Origin of the sequence: Streptomyces sp. NPDC051987 (assembly GCF_040680735.1) — a bacterium.
In the GTDB taxonomy this organism is placed as follows: domain Bacteria; phylum Actinomycetota; class Actinomycetes; order Streptomycetales; family Streptomycetaceae; genus Streptomyces.
The window spans coordinates 1-13569 of record NZ_JBFAXI010000146.1; the positions used below are offsets into that span (position 1 = coordinate 1).

The following is a 13569-nucleotide window of genomic DNA, read 5'->3' on the forward strand; positions in this document are numbered from 1 at the left end:
CCCGTGTTGATCGCCGCCCCGATCCCGGCCATCACCCCGCACCCCAGCAGCCCGGCGACCGCCGGGGAGACGGCCGGGTCCACCTTCGTGCACTGTCCGGCCGCCACCAGCGTCTTCTCCGCGAAGGCCCCGATCCCCAGCGCCGGCGAGAGCTCCTGCCCGGTCGAGGCGAGCGTCATCCGCTGCTTCGCGTTGTGCGTGGCGAAGCAGTACCAGGGCCGCCCGCGCAGACAGGCCCGGCAGTTCCCGCACACCGCACGCCAGTTGAGGACCACGAAGTCACCGGGCGCCACGTCCGTGACACCGTCACCGACCGACTCCACCACACCCGCCGCCTCATGCCCCAGCAGGAACGGGAACTCGTCGGTGATCCCGCCCTGCTTGTAGTGCAGATCGGTGTGACAGACCCCGCAGGCCTGCACCCGTACGACGGCTTCGCCCGGCCCCGGGTCGGGCACCACGATCGTCTCGACCCGCACGGGCTCGTCCCTGCCCGGTGCGATCACGCCGCGTACTTCCTGCGCCATGGGCCTGCCCTTTCCTCGCTCTGCCTTCGTGCTGTCCTCCGACCCTACGCGGGAACGATCAGCGACGGCGCGCATCCGCCGACGTGGATCCGCGTGTACAACCGCGCTCCGCGACGCCCGGCACCCGCGCCGAATACCCCCGGGGGTACCTCTGCTACGGTGCTTGTATACCCCCGGGGGTAATTTTCCCGGTCATCGAGGAGAGGAGTGTGCTGCCGTGTCCTTCGTCGACACCATCGAGGTGCCTGGACTGGGCAATCGCGGCTATGTGGCGGGAGGGGCGCACGGCGCCGTCGCGGTCGACCCGCCCCGGGACATCGACCGGGTGCTGGCCGCTGTCGCCCGCCGCGGTGTGCGGCTCACCCATGTGGTCGAGACACATGTGCACAACGACTATGTCTCCGGCGGCCTGGAGCTGGCCCGGCTGACCGGGGCCGCGTACGGAGTGCCGGCCGGGGCGCGGGTGGCCTACGACCGGGTGTCGGTGGCCGACGGGGACGTGCTGGAGATCGAGGCGGGACTCACGCTGCGCGCGCTGGCCACGCCCGGCCACACCCCGCACCACACGTCGTACGTCCTGACGGAGTCCGGCCGGGCGGTGGCCGTCTTCACCGGCGGTTCGCTGCTGATCGGCACGGTCGGCAGGCCCGACCTGGTGGAGCCCCGGCTCACCGGCGAGCTGGCCCGGGCGCAGCACGCCTCGGCGCACCGGCTCGCCGCCGAGCTGCCGGACGAGACGGCGGTGCTGCCCACGCACGGCTTCGGCAGCTTCTGCTCGGCCGGGGACGCCACCGGCGCGGCCACCACCGTCGGCCGGGAGCGTGCCGTCAACGAGGCGCTGGTCAAGGACGCCGACACGTTCGTCGCCGACCTGCTGGCCGGGCTCGACGACGTACCGGCGTACTACGTCCACATGGGCCCGCTGAACTCGGCGGGTCCGGCGCCGGTCGACCTCACGCCGCCGCGCCCGGCGGACGCGGCGGAGCTCGCGGCACGGCTGGCCGCCGGGGAGTGGGTGGTGGACCTGCGCAACCGGGTGGCGTTCGCCGAGGGACACGTCCCGGGCACGCTGAACTTCGAGGCCGACGGACAGCTCGCCACCTACCTGGCATGGCTGCTGCCCTGGGGCAGGCCGGTCACCCTGCTCGCCGAGTCCGCCGCGCAGCTCGCCGCGGCCCAGCGGGAGCTGACCCGCGTCGGCGTCGACCGCCCCGCCGCGGCCGCCACCGGCACCCCCGAGGCCTGGCTGCGCGCGGGCGAGCGGCCTCGCTCCTTCCCCCGGGCCACCTTCGCGGAGCTGGCCGCGCACGGGACCCGGGACGTCGTCGTCCTGGACGTGCGCCGGGACACGGAACGGGCGGCCGGCCACCTCCGCGGCTCCCTCCACATACCCCTGCACGAGCTGCGGGAACGGCTCGGCGAGATTCCCGACGGCACGGTGTGGGTGCACTGCGCGGGCGGGATGCGGGCGGCCGTCGCCGCCTCGCTCCTGGACGCGGCCGGGCGGGACGTGGTCGCCGTCGACGACGGGTTCGCCGCGGCGCGTGCGGCGGGGCTGCCGATGGCCCGGCTCACCCCCGCCGAGGCGCGGGAGCGGGCGGACGCCGGTGCCGTCCTGCTGGACGTCCGGGAGGCCGGCGAATGGTCGGCCGGTCACGCGCCGCAGGCGCTGCACCTGCCGCTCTCCGCGCTGGCGGCCGGAGCCCCGCTGCCGGCCGCCGCGGAGCACCGTCCGATCGTCGTGATCTGCCGCTCGGGCAGGCGGTCGAGGGAGGCGGCGGCGCTGCTCACGGCCCGCGGCCGGGACGCGGTGGACGTCGTCGGAGGCATGGCGGCCTGGGGCGCGGCGGGACTAGAGGTGCGCACCGGGGACACCCCTCGATGAGCGTCCTCCTGCTCGCCCTCGCCGCCGGTGCCGTCACCGGCCTGGCGCTCGGGGCCCTGGGCGGGGGCGGCAGTGTGCTGGCCGTACCCGCGTTGATCTACCTGCTCGGCTTCCCCCCGGCCGCGGCCACCACCGCGAGCCTGGTCGTCGTCACGGTCACCTCCGCCACCGCGCTCGCCGCGCATGCCCGCGAAGGCACCGTGCGGTGGCGGTCCGGTGCGGTGTTCGCGGCGGCGGGCATCGGACCGGCGGCGGTCGGCGGGCTGCTGTCCCGGCATCTTCCGGCGGCGCTGCTGACCGGGGCGTTCGCGGTACTGGCCGCCGTGGCGGCGGTGCGCATGCTGCGGCCCGCGGCGGCCCCGGTCACCGGGCCGGGCCCCGTACGAGCGTCCCGGGTGGCCGGGGCTGGGGCCGGTCTCGGCGCGGTGACCGGTCTGCTCGGGGTGGGCGGCGGATTTCTCGCCGTACCGTCGCTGGTGAACGTCGTGGGGCTGCGGATGCGCGCGGCGGTGGGCACCAGCCTGCTGGTCATCACGATCAACTCGCTCACCGCGCTGGCGGCACGCGCCGGTTCGGCGGCGGACGTCGACTGGTCGGCGGTGGGCCCGTTCGCCGGGGCCGCGGTCCTGGGCGCCTGGGACGGCAAGCGGCTCGCGGCCCGGCTCTCCGCGGGCACCCTCCAGCGGCTCTTCGCCTGCGCGCTGCTCGTGGTGGCCGCCTTCATGGTGGCCGACGCGGTCAGCTGACGCCGGGACGCTCCACGGGAAGTGCCGCTCCGTCGACCGCGGCGCCGTCGTGGCCGGACGCGCAGTTCCTCCCCCAGCCTTCGGCCGGGGGCACCCCCAGCGCCGCTTCGGGGCGCGGGCCTCAGGCCAGCGACAGGAACAGCTTCTCCAGCCGTGCCTTCATCTGCTCGGTCGTCTCGCCGTCCGCCCCGCTCCGGGCGGGGTCGACGATGCACTGCTGGAGCCCGGTCGCGATGATCGCGAAGCCCGCCCGGTCCAGGGCGCGCGAGGCGGCGGCGAGCTGGGTGACCACGTCCTCGCAGTCGCGGCCCTCCTCGATCATCTTGATCACGCCGGAGATCTGCCCCTGCGCCCGGCGCAGCCGGTTCAGCACCGACTTGAGTTCATCGCCCTCGAACTGAAGCTCCACGACCCACTCCTTACATACCCGTAGGGGTATTTTACCCGCCCCTGGGCACCCCATCGCTCGGGCACCCCATGGCTCGACATCTCCGGAAAGGATCGCACCACCATGACCAGCACTCCCCCGAACCTCACCCCTGACGACGTCCTCGACCGGCTCGCGGAGCTGACCGTCGTCGACGTCCGCACCCCGGGCGAGTACGCCTCCGGACACGTCCCCGGCGCCCACAACATCCCGCTGGACGCCCTGCGGCGAGCCCTGCCGGCGCTCCGCGCCGCGACCGGCGAACTTCTCCTGGTCTGCGCCTCCGGCGCCCGCGCCGAGAACGCGCGGGCGATCCTCGCCGAACACGGCGTCCCGGCGGCCGTGCTCACCGGCGGCACGAACGGCTGGGCCGGGCGCGGTCACGCACTGCACCGCCCGCGGGGCGCGTCCCGCCCGGCCTGGGCCATGGAGCGCCAGGTCCGCTTCACCGCCGGGACCGTCGTCCTCGCCGGACTGGCCCTCGGACAGTTCCGTCCGGGATGGCTGCTGCTCTCCGCCGGTGTCGCGGGCGGCCTGGTGTTCTCGGCGCTCACCGACACCTGCGGGATGGCCGCGGTCCTGTCGAGACTGCCGCACAACCGGCCGCGCCCGGCGGACCTCGACGCGTCGCCGGCAGCGCTGGGTTCCGCCCAGGGCTGACCGGGCCCTGGCGCCGGAGGCGGCCGTCGTAGCCTGGGGTGCGTCGGAGGGCACCGCCCGCCGCCCGGACGAGGAGCACCGTGACCGCCGCAGACGCAGTTCCGACGACGCCGAGGAAGGAGCCCGTGTTCCGGCTGCTCCTCTCCTATGTACGGCCGCACCGCTGGGCCCTGCTGGCCGGCGCGGCGCTCTCGCTGGTGACGGGCGCGACCGGGCTGCTGCTGCCGCTGGTGGCGCGGGGGTTGATCGACGACCTGTCCCACGACCGTTCCATCACCGGGAAGTTGCTCGCGATGGCGGCTCTGGTGGTCGCCAACGCCGGGGTGGGCGCGCTGGGTTCGTACGTCCTCAGACGCACCGCCGAGTCGGTGGTGCTGGGGGCGCGGCGCACCCTGTCGTCGTATCTGCTCAGGCTGCGGATCACCGCCGTGGACCGGACCGAACCCGGTGACCTGATGGCACGGATCACCTCGGACACCACGCTGCTGCGCGAGGTCACCACGGACTCGCTGGTGGCGCTCGGTACCGGCGGTCTCACCCTGGTCGCCACCGTGGTGATGATGGGGGTGGTCGACCCGGTGCTGCTGGGCGTCACCCTCGTCGTGATCGCCGCGGCGGGCACGGTGCTCGGTCTGATCGTGCCCCGCATCAACCGGGCGAGCCGCCGGGCGCAGGACGCGGTCGGGGTGATGGGCGCCTCGCTGGAGCGGGTGCTGGGCGCACTGCGCACCGTGAAGGCCTCGGGCGCCGAACACCGTGAGGAGCTGGCCCTGCACGAGGCCGCCGAGGAGTCCTGGCGGCAGAGCGTGCGGGCCGCCAAGTGGTCGGCCGCGGCGGGCAACACGGCGGGGCTGGCGATGCAGCTGGCGTTCATCACCGTGCTCGCGGCGGGCGGGGCCCGGGTGGCGACCGGCGCGATCGGCGTGGGCACGCTCGTGGCGTTCCTGCTCTACGTCTTCTACCTGATGCAGCCGATCCAGCAGGTCGTCGGGGCGATCACCCAGTACCAGACCGGCGCCGGCGCGCTGGCCCGGATCCAGGAGGCGCTGCGGCTGCCCGCCGAACCCCCGTCCCCGCCCGCCGAGTTGCCGTCCGCGAGTGCCGAACCGGCCGCCGTCGCCTTCGCCGACGTGCGCTTCCGCTACGCCGAGGACCTGCCGTACGTCCACCACGGCGTCAGCTTCGACATCCCCGCGCGGGGCATGACGGCGTTCGTCGGGCCGTCCGGCGCGGGCAAGACCACGGTCTTCTCGCTGATCGAGCGGTTCTACGACCCGGAGTCCGGCACGATCGCCGTGGACGGCCGCCCGGTCGCCGACTGGGAACTGCCGCTGCTGCGTTCGGCCATCGGCTACGTCGAGCAGGACGCGCCGGTGCTGTCGGGCACGCTCAGGGACAATCTGCTGCTCGGCAACCCGGAGGCGGACGAGGACGCGGTCGCGCGGGTGCTGAAGACGACCCGGCTCGACGGTCTGGTCGACCGGCTGCCGCAGGGGCTTCAGACGCTGGTCGGGCATCGCGGGACCAAGCTGTCGGGCGGCGAGCGGCAACGGGTCGCGATAGCACGGGCGTTGCTGCGCCGGCCCCGGCTGCTGCTCCTGGACGAGGCCACCTCGCAGCTGGACGCGGTGAACGAGGCGGCGCTCCGGGACACCGTCGCCGACGTGGCCCGGTCCACCACGGTGCTGGTGGTGGCGCACCGGTTGTCGACGGTGACCATGGCGGACCGGATCGTCGTCATGGACGCGGGCCGGGTGCGCGCGGTGGGCACGCACCGGGAGCTGGTGGCGGCCGACCCGCTCTACGCGGAGCTGGCGGCGACGCAGTTCCTCGCCTCCCAGCCCTGAGGGCGGGCCGGGTCGCCGGCACGAGGTCCGCGCCCGGGTACGGCGGAGGGCCGCCCCCCGCTCCGCCCGCTCCGGGACGGCCCTCTGGATCGTGGCCGGGCTCGCTAGTCGATACCCGGCACCAGCCCCATGACGGGCGCCGCCAGGTCGGTGACCTGGTGCAGTTCGCCCAGCTTCTGGACCCCGTTCAGCCCCTGCACCTGGTCCGAGACCCTCGGGAGCTCCTCCTTGTACGGCGCCGGGATGTCGCTGCGGGCGAGCGAGTCGAGCGTGCCGAGCGCGGTGAGCTTCCCCGGGTGGTGCGCGCTCGCGTCGGCCGCGTTCGCCAGCGGTGCGGCGAGGCCGGTGACCCCGAGCGCGAGGCCGACGGCGGCGACGATACGTCGTGTTGAGATCATGTCCTGAGCAACGGCCCCGGCGCCGGACCGGACACGGTCAGCGGGTCCCGCTCACCCGTGAGGCGGAGTGCGCGGACTGCGCTTGCCGAGCCCGGTGCGGCGGAGGACGCTCGATGTGAGGGCTCACGCGGCCCGCCCGGCTTCGGGTCGCGGGCTCCCGCAGGAGGTCATCATGGGCACCGCGACCGGTTCCACATTCGACACCGACACGCTGCGCCGGGCCATAGAGGGGAACACCGGGAACAGCCTTCTGGCGCTCTACGCGGACGACGCGGAGATCCGCATCATCGACCGCGACACCCAGCCGAGCCATCCCCGGATCCTGCACGGCCGCAGGGACATCGCCGCGCTGCTGGACGACGTCTACAGCCGCGACATGACGCACACCCTGGACCAGTGCGTCGTCCAGGGCGACAAGGCCGCATTCACCGAGTCCTGCGAGTACGCGGACGGGGTCCGGGTGCTCGCCGAGTCGATGATCACACTGCGCGACGGGAAGATCGCCGAGCAGATCATGATCCAGGCATGGGACGAGTAGCCGGAAGGAGGCGGTGCCTCCCCCGTGGGGTCAGCGCATCCAGGCGCGGTACTCCATGACGTCCCCGGCCCGCACCCCGTACTCCGGGTCGTCCCGGGTGAACGTGGTCTCCAGGCCGAGTACGGCGCCGGTGGCCGGGTCCAGGACGAGCATCCGCCGGCCGCCGGTGCCCAGGTCCAGGACGTACGCCTGCCCGGTGCGGCCCAGCCGGTCGGTGACCTGGCCGGCGGGCCGCAGGCCCGGCGCGTCGGCGAGCAGCCTGGCCAGGGCCGCCGACTCGCGTGCCCCAAGGGTCCAGTTGTCCAGCAACTCCACCGTGGCGTCCAGCAGTTCGGACGTGGTGAGGGAGCCGGTGGCACTGTGGCTCAGGTCCGTGAGGTAGGCGCGCAGCCGCGCGGGAGTGTGCGGAGGTGCGGCCAGCGGCGGGGCGTCGCCCCACATCGGCGGGAACGTCCGCCGGCTGAGCACATGGCCGTCCTCGACCCGGCCGGCATCGGTCAGGACGGGCCGGCCCGGATGGTCCGGGTCGGTCGCCACGACCACCTCGGTGTGGGTGCCGTCGGCCCGCCAGCGCACCACGCGCTCCTCGGGCAGGGTGACCGGCGGCCTGCCGTCGCCCAACGCCAGGCTCCAGGACTGCACGTGGGTGCCCTGGCGCAGCGCCGGGGAGCCGTCCGTCGCGGCGACCGCGGCGAGTCTCGCGACCTGGGCGAGCGGTACGGCGACGGAGTGGGCGCGGACGGTCAGCGGCCGGGGCGCGGCGACGGCCGTGCCGTCCGACGGGCCGCCGGGCAGCACGGTCAGCGCGGTGGCCGTCACGACGGCGGCCGCGGTCAGCCCCCACACCAGTCGCGGCCTGGGCCAGGTCCGGCGGCCGGGGCGGGGGCGGGGACCGTGCACCAGCCGGTCGAGGTGCCGTTCGGCGACGTGGTCGAGGGGGCCGTCGCCGAAGTGGGGGCCGTCGGCGGGCACCGGGTCGGCGGCGCGCAGCAGGTCGAGTTCGTCAGCCATGGCGGTGTTCCTCAAGAAGAGCCTCGGCGGCGGGCGGTCGCAGTCGGTCGATCTCGGCTCTGAGCCGGCGGCGGGCCCGGTGCAGCCGCATGGCCGCCGCCCGTTTCCCGCAGCCCAGCGCGACGGCGACCTCGTCGGTGTCGAGTTCCTCCCACGCCGTGAGCCGCAGCACCTCCTGGTCGGCCGGGGACAGCCGGGCCAGCGCCTCGTGCACCCAGGCGCCGGGCCGCTCGCTGCCGGGGCTGTCCACCAGGTGCCGGCCGTGCGCGGTGTCGTCGTTGCCCAGCCGGTCCACCAGCCGGCGCCGGCGCCCGTAGCCGCGTACCGCGTTGGCGAGGCAGTTGCGGGCCACGCCGTACAGCCAGGGCAGCGGGGCCGCCGGCAGGTCGGCGCGGCGGCGCCAGGCCACCGTGAACACCTCCGCCACCACTTCCTCCACCTCGCCGGTCCGCCCGTCCAGTCGCCGCGCGACATAACGGCTGACCGCCCAGTAGTGCTCGCGATAGGCAGCGGCGAAGATCTCGTCGTTGCTCATGTCCCGTTCGTGTCCGGCACTCCCGCGATCGTCACACCCTGGTCCGTGACGCTCGTCGCATCCGTCGAGTGTGACCGGTGCCCGCCGCCCGGACACAGGCGGGGCATGAGGAACCTCACGTGGCTCACGACCACGGATCACAAGACGATCGGAACGCTGTACCTGGTCACGGCGTTCTCGTTCTTCTGCGTGGGCGGGGTGATGGCGCTGCTGATGCGCGCCGAGCTGGCCCGCCCCGGTCTGCAGATCATGTCGAACGAACAGTTCAACCAGGCGTTCACGATGCACGGCACGATCATGCTGCTGATGTTCGCGACGCCGCTGTTCGCCGGCTTCGCGAACTGGATCATGCCGCTGCAGATCGGTGCGCCGGACGTCGCCTTCCCGCGGCTGAACATGCTGGCCTACTGGCTCTACCTGCTCGGCTCCACCATCGCGGTCGGCGGCTTCCTCACCCCGCAGGGCGCGGCCGACTTCGGCTGGTTCGCCTACGCCCCGCTCTCGGACGCCATCCGGACGCCGGGCCTCGGCGCCGACATGTGGATCATGGGTCTGGCCTTCTCCGGCTTCGGCACCATCCTCGGCGCGGTCAACTTCATCACCACCATCATCTGCATGCGCGCCCCCGGCATGACCATGTTCCGCATGCCGATCTTCGTGTGGAACGTCCTCCTGACGGCGCTGCTCGTGCTCCTCGCCTTCCCGGTCCTCGCGGCGGCCCTGTTCGCCCTGGAGGCGGACCGCAAGTTCGGCGCCCACGTCTTCGACGCGGCCAACGGCGGAGCGCTGCTCTGGCAGCACCTGTTCTGGTTCTTCGGCCACCCGGAGGTGTACATCATCGCGCTGCCGTTCTTCGGCATCATCTCCGAGGTCATCCCGGTCTTCTCCCGCAAGCCGATGTTCGGCTACCTGGGCCTGGTCGCGGCCACCATCTCGATCGCCGGCCTGTCCGTGACGGTGTGGGCCCACCACATGTACGTCACCGGCGGTGTGCTGCTGCCGTTCTTCTCCCTCATGACCTTCCTGATCGCGGTCCCGACGGGAGTGAAGTTCTTCAACTGGATCGGCACCATGTGGCAGGGCTCGCTGTCCTTCGAGACACCCATGCTCTGGACCATGGGCTTCCTGGTGACCTTCGTCTTCGGCGGCCTGACCGGCGTGATGCTCGCCGCCCCGCCGATCGACTTCCACGTCTCCGACTCCTACTTCGTCGTCGCCCACTTCCACTACGTGGTCTTCGGCACGGTCGTCTTCGCGATGTTCGCCGGATTCCACTTCTGGTGGCCGAAGATGACCGGCAAGATGCTCGACGAGCGGCTCGGCAAGATCACCTTCTGGACGCTGTTCGTCGGCTTCCACGGCACGTTCCTGGTCCAGCACTGGCTGGGCGCCGAGGGCATGCAGCGCCGGATCCCCGACTACCTGGCGGCGGAGGGCTTCGCCACCCTCAACACGGTCTCGACGATCTTCTCGTTCCTGCTGGGCTCGTCGTTGCTGCCGTTCTTCTACAACGTGTGGAAGACGGCGAAGTACGGCAAGAAGGTCGAGGTCGACGACCCGTGGGGCTACGGGCGCTCCCTGGAGTGGGCGACGTCGTGCCCGCCGCCGCGGCACAACTTCGTCACGCTGCCGCGCATCCGCAGTGAGTCCCCGGCGTTCGACCTGCACCATGGCGCCGTGGGGCGGGAGCTGAGCACCCGATGACGGCGCGGGAGGAGGGACGGGCCCTGGTCGCCCAGGTCGAGGGGCATCTGCTGCTGGCCGCCGCGCGGGCGGAGGGCCGCGCGGCGGGGGTACGGGTCGCAGACCGGCTGGGGTGGCTGACGGATGCACAACGGCACCACCTGGAGCGCCAGCTGGAAATCGAGTACCTCGGGCTGGCCCGCACCTCGTGGCGCCGCACGGCGGAACGCGGGGAGGAGCTGAGAGCCGAGTACGAGGCCAGATACCGAACACTTCGGCAACGACTCCTGGCCGGCTCCGTGCTGCTCTGCGCGCTGCTGACAGCAACCGCGCTCCTGACACTGACGCTCAGGACATGAGCGCCCCCGGACGGGCGCGGGGAACTGCGCGACCGGCCACAGTCCACCCGCGCCCGAAGAACCGCCACGTCACCTTCTGCTCCACTGCTGGTTGCTCCCGCCGTTGCAGGCCCACAGCACCAGCGAGGTCCCGTCGGCCGTGGCCGCCCCGTACGCGTCCAGGCACAACCCGCCGTTGACGTTGGTGATCGTCCCGTCCGCGTTCACGTTCCACTTCTGGTTGTTCTGCCCGTTGCAGTCCCAGATGACGACCTTGGTGCCGTTGGCGGTGCCCTGGTTGTACGCGTCCAGGCACTTGTCGCCGTACACCACGAACTCCTTGCGGGAGGTGTACGTCCAGGCCTGGTTCTGGCCGCCGTTGCAGTCCCAGATCTCCGCCTGGGTGCCGTTGGTGATGGTGTTGTCGTACACGTCCGCGCAGCGGCCTGACTCTCCGCCCACCAGGAGGGTGCCGTTGGTGCCGGGTATCGGGCCGACCGTGATCGCACCGAGCGCCGGCAGTGAACTTCCCGTGAAGGTCAGGGAGTTGTCCGACCCCTTGCTCAGGTCGACCTGCACCGAGACCGTGCCCTGGGATGACCCGGTCGGCGGGAAGGAGACCGTCGTGGCGGTCTGGCCGTTGACCTGGAGGGTGCCGGTGACGGCGGTGGATCCGCTGTTGGCGCTGGCGCACGGTCCACAGCGCGGCCCGCCGGCCGACGGCTACCGCGAACCGACTACCGCGAACCCCCCGGCAGCCAGCCCTCGGGCCGCAGGATGCCCACCAGCAGTCGCACCAGCTCGTCCACGACGTCGTCCAGCGTCGCCTCCACCCACCCCGCGCTCCAGTCGTGCAGCAGCCCGTTCACGCTGCCGATGAACGCCGTCGCGGCCAGCCGGTAGTCGCGCGGCGCCGCGTCCCCGCGCGCGACGGCCGCCTCCGCCTCGGTGCATATGAGCTCCACCCAACGGGCCCGCCGCGCCAGCCGCTGCTCCTCCAGCCGCGGGCTCACCCCGATGATCTCCACGAAGGCGATGCGGATGCGCCGCGGGTCCGACGTGACGTCACGGGCGTACGCCCGGAACAGCACCGTCACCCGCTCGACCAGCGGCAGCGGTTCCGCCTCGGCGAACGCCTCGGCCACCGCCCGCTCCGCCCACCCGTTGACCTCCAGGTGCAGCGCGGCGAGCACGTCCTCCAGGGTCTGGAACTCCTCGTAGAACTGCCGGGTCGACAACCCTGCCGCCTGGCTCAGCGCGGCGACCGTGGTGGCGCGAAACCCCGGTGCGGCGCCGAAGAGCTGCAGCGCCGCGTCCAGGAAGCGCCGACGCCGCTCGGCCTTGCGTTCCTCGGCGGACCGGCCGCCGTAGCGACCCGTCGGTGCCTTGAGCCTGCCCACCAAGACTGCCCCCTCCGTCGACCACCCGATGGCCAATTTTCTCGCGTACGCCTCTTGTGGAGACATCCACCCCCTCCTTACTTTTCAGTAAGTTCACTTTGAACGCGCCTGTGTTCAGTTTCCGTGACCCCGTGTCCGCACGCGGGCGTCCCCACCCCCCTCAGAGGAGAGAGCAGCCATGCCTGCCTTCAGACCCAGGCACCTTTGCTCCGTAGCCGCCGCCCTCGTCCTGACCGCCGCCGCGCCCGCGACCGCCGCCAACGCCACGGCCGACGCGTCCCTGCGCGAGGTGCTGTTCGTGGGCAACAACTGGGACGGCACCGCGACCGTCCTGAAGTCGTCCGGCGACTTCGCCAAGGTCGGCCAGATCAACGTCATCCCCGACAAGGACGCGCGGATCGCGGAGATCAACGCCGACCCGATCAAGTGGATCTACTACACGTCGATCCGCAACGAGGTCGGCCAGGGACACGACCAGTACGCCGACGACATGTACTCCACGCCGGACGGCAGGTCCGTGGTCGTCTCCCGGCCGAGCTTCGCCGACGTCGTCTCCATCGACCTCGCCACCGACAAGGTCAACTGGCGGTTCCCGGTGGCCGGTTATCGCGCCGACCACATGGCCGTCTCCCCCGACGGCACCAAGGTCGCCGTCTCCGCCTCCACCGCGAACAAGGTGCAGGTGCTGGACATCAACACCGGCCAGGAGCTGGGCGAGTTCGCCACCGGTGACAAGCCGCACGAGAACGTCTTCAGCCCGGACGGCAAGTACATCTGGAACATGTCGATCGGCGAGGTCACCACCTCGCTGGACGACCCGATCTGGGACTGGACCAAGGGCGACCGGCACATCACCGTCGCGGACGCCACCACCTACAAGCAGGTCAAGACCATCGACATGCGGTCCCGGCTGGACGCGATCGGCCTGACGAACTTCTCGGACGCGATCCGGCCCGCGGCCTTCACGCCCGACTGGTCGAAGATGTACTTCCAGGTGTCGTTCTTCAACGGCTTCCTGGAGTACGACATCGCCAGCGACAAGATCACCCGGGTGAAGACGCTGCCGGCGAACCCGGCGACCAGCACCGACCGCACCACCTGGCTTCTCGACTCACGTCACCACGGCATCTCGATGAAACCGGACGGCACCAAGCTGTGCGTCGCCGGGACCATGGACAACTACGCCACGATCGTCGACCGCACCACCTTGCAGGAGGGGCCGCTCATCACGGCGTCCACGCCGTACTGGGCCACGGTCAGCGGTGACGGCAAGGACTGCATCATCTCCGAGAGCGGCGCCGACCAGGTGACCGCGATCGACTTCGGCACCGGGCAGAAGGTGACCTCGGTGCCGGTCGGCGACCACCCGCAGCGGGTCCGGCTCGGGCATGTGCTGGCCGACTGGACCGGCGCGTCCGGTAGTTGACCGCTTGTCAGGGCCTGCGGCCTCCGGGGGGGGGGGGACCCCCGGGGGCGCCCGGGCGGTGAGAAAATAGCGGCCACCCCCGCCGCCCCCACCCCCAAACCCCCCGTGAGCCGGGCGGACCCGGGCGGGGGGGCCCGAAGGGCAGGGG

The 13569-nt window shown here is 72.4% G+C and carries 13 protein-coding genes and 3 pseudogenes; 9 read left to right on the forward strand and 7 right to left on the reverse strand.

Annotated features, from left to right (window positions below; genetic code table 11):
• Window positions 1–527 (reverse strand): alcohol dehydrogenase catalytic domain-containing protein (locus AB0M11_RS39430; protein WP_365713441.1); only part of this gene is annotated, 527 nt, incomplete at its 3' end.
• A 217-nt stretch (window positions 528–744) separates the two neighbouring features.
• On the opposite strand from AB0M11_RS39430, the pseudogene AB0M11_RS39435 reads away from it, so the two are divergent.
• The 3 genes and pseudogenes from AB0M11_RS39435 to AB0M11_RS39445 all read left to right on the forward strand — a co-directional run.
• Window positions 745–2091 (forward strand): annotated as a pseudogene (locus AB0M11_RS39435) (MBL fold metallo-hydrolase); the annotation flags it as partial.
• A 69-nt stretch (window positions 2092–2160) separates the two neighbouring features.
• Window positions 2161–2412, forward strand: a pseudogene (locus AB0M11_RS39440) (rhodanese-like domain-containing protein); the annotation flags it as partial.
• Window positions 2409–3158 (forward strand): sulfite exporter TauE/SafE family protein, encoded by a 750-nt coding sequence (locus tag AB0M11_RS39445; protein ID WP_365713443.1) that lies wholly within the window; start codon window positions 2409–2411, stop codon window positions 3156–3158. The pseudogene AB0M11_RS39440 and the gene AB0M11_RS39445, both read left to right, overlap by 4 nt.
• A gap of 121 nt (window positions 3159–3279) precedes the next feature.
• Here the strand turns inward: AB0M11_RS39445 and AB0M11_RS39450 are convergent, their stop codons facing one another.
• Entirely contained in the window at window positions 3280–3567 is a 288-nt protein-coding gene (locus AB0M11_RS39450) for a metal-sensitive transcriptional regulator (protein WP_365713445.1), read from the reverse strand.
• A 102-nt stretch (window positions 3568–3669) separates the two neighbouring features.
• On the opposite strand from AB0M11_RS39450, the gene AB0M11_RS39455 reads away from it, so the two are divergent.
• Together AB0M11_RS39455 and AB0M11_RS39460 are read left to right on the forward strand one after the other, a co-directional pair.
• Window positions 3670–4245, forward strand: a complete 576-nt coding sequence (locus AB0M11_RS39455) for a rhodanese-like domain-containing protein (protein WP_365713447.1) — start codon at window positions 3670–3672, stop codon at window positions 4243–4245.
• An 80-nt stretch (window positions 4246–4325) separates the two neighbouring features.
• Window positions 4326–6092: an ABC transporter ATP-binding protein gene (locus AB0M11_RS39460; protein ID WP_365713449.1), complete on the forward strand. Its 1767-nt coding sequence runs from the start codon at window positions 4326–4328 to the stop codon at window positions 6090–6092.
• A 104-nt stretch (window positions 6093–6196) separates the two neighbouring features.
• Here AB0M11_RS39460 and AB0M11_RS39465 read toward each other — a convergent pair whose 3' ends face one another.
• Window positions 6197–6490: a hypothetical protein gene (locus AB0M11_RS39465; RefSeq protein ID WP_365713451.1), complete on the reverse strand. Its 294-nt coding sequence runs from the start codon at window positions 6488–6490 to the stop codon at window positions 6197–6199.
• 172 nt (window positions 6491–6662) lie between these two features.
• Between AB0M11_RS39465 and AB0M11_RS39470 the strand changes: the two genes are divergently transcribed.
• Window positions 6663–7028, forward strand: a complete 366-nt coding sequence (locus AB0M11_RS39470) for a nuclear transport factor 2 family protein (RefSeq protein WP_365713453.1) — start codon at window positions 6663–6665, stop codon at window positions 7026–7028.
• A gap of 30 nt (window positions 7029–7058) precedes the next feature.
• Here AB0M11_RS39470 and AB0M11_RS39475 read toward each other — a convergent pair whose 3' ends face one another.
• Both AB0M11_RS39475 and AB0M11_RS39480 read right to left on the reverse strand, forming a co-directional pair.
• On the reverse strand, window positions 7059–8039 hold the full coding sequence (locus AB0M11_RS39475) for a CU044_5270 family protein (protein WP_365713455.1): 981 nt from the start codon (window positions 8037–8039) through the stop codon (window positions 7059–7061).
• Window positions 8032–8574, reverse strand: a complete 543-nt coding sequence (locus AB0M11_RS39480; protein WP_365713459.1) for a sigma-70 family RNA polymerase sigma factor — start codon at window positions 8572–8574, stop codon at window positions 8032–8034. The genes AB0M11_RS39475 and AB0M11_RS39480 overlap by 8 nt, the downstream gene beginning before the upstream one ends.
• A gap of 105 nt (window positions 8575–8679) precedes the next feature.
• Here AB0M11_RS39480 and ctaD point away from each other — a divergent pair, with 105 nt between their 5' ends.
• Both ctaD and AB0M11_RS39490 read left to right on the forward strand, forming a co-directional pair.
• Window positions 8680–10278, forward strand: coding sequence for a cytochrome c oxidase subunit I (ctaD, locus tag AB0M11_RS39485; RefSeq protein ID WP_365713461.1), 1599 nt, complete (start codon window positions 8680–8682; stop codon window positions 10276–10278).
• Window positions 10275–10616 carry a hypothetical protein gene (locus tag AB0M11_RS39490; RefSeq protein WP_365713463.1) on the forward strand — a complete coding sequence of 114 codons (342 nt, stop codon included), beginning with the start codon at window positions 10275–10277 and terminating at the stop codon, window positions 10614–10616. Before ctaD ends, AB0M11_RS39490 begins: the two co-directional genes overlap by 4 nt.
• A 69-nt stretch (window positions 10617–10685) precedes the next feature.
• Here the strand turns inward: AB0M11_RS39490 and AB0M11_RS39495 are convergent.
• Window positions 10686–11276 (reverse strand): annotated as a pseudogene (locus AB0M11_RS39495) (RICIN domain-containing protein); the annotation flags it as partial.
• Between the two features lie 56 nt (window positions 11277–11332).
• The gene (locus tag AB0M11_RS39500) at window positions 11333–11998 is read right to left on the reverse strand and encodes a TetR/AcrR family transcriptional regulator (protein ID WP_365713465.1); all 666 of its coding nucleotides are present in this window, start codon (window positions 11996–11998) and stop codon (window positions 11333–11335) included.
• Window positions 11999–12173: 175 nt separating this feature from the next.
• Here AB0M11_RS39500 and AB0M11_RS39505 point away from each other — a divergent pair, with 175 nt between their 5' ends.
• Complete coding sequence (locus tag AB0M11_RS39505) at window positions 12174–13421, forward strand: YncE family protein (protein WP_365713467.1); 1248 nt, start codon at window positions 12174–12176, stop codon at window positions 13419–13421.
• Window positions 13422–13569: the final 148 nt, after the last annotated feature.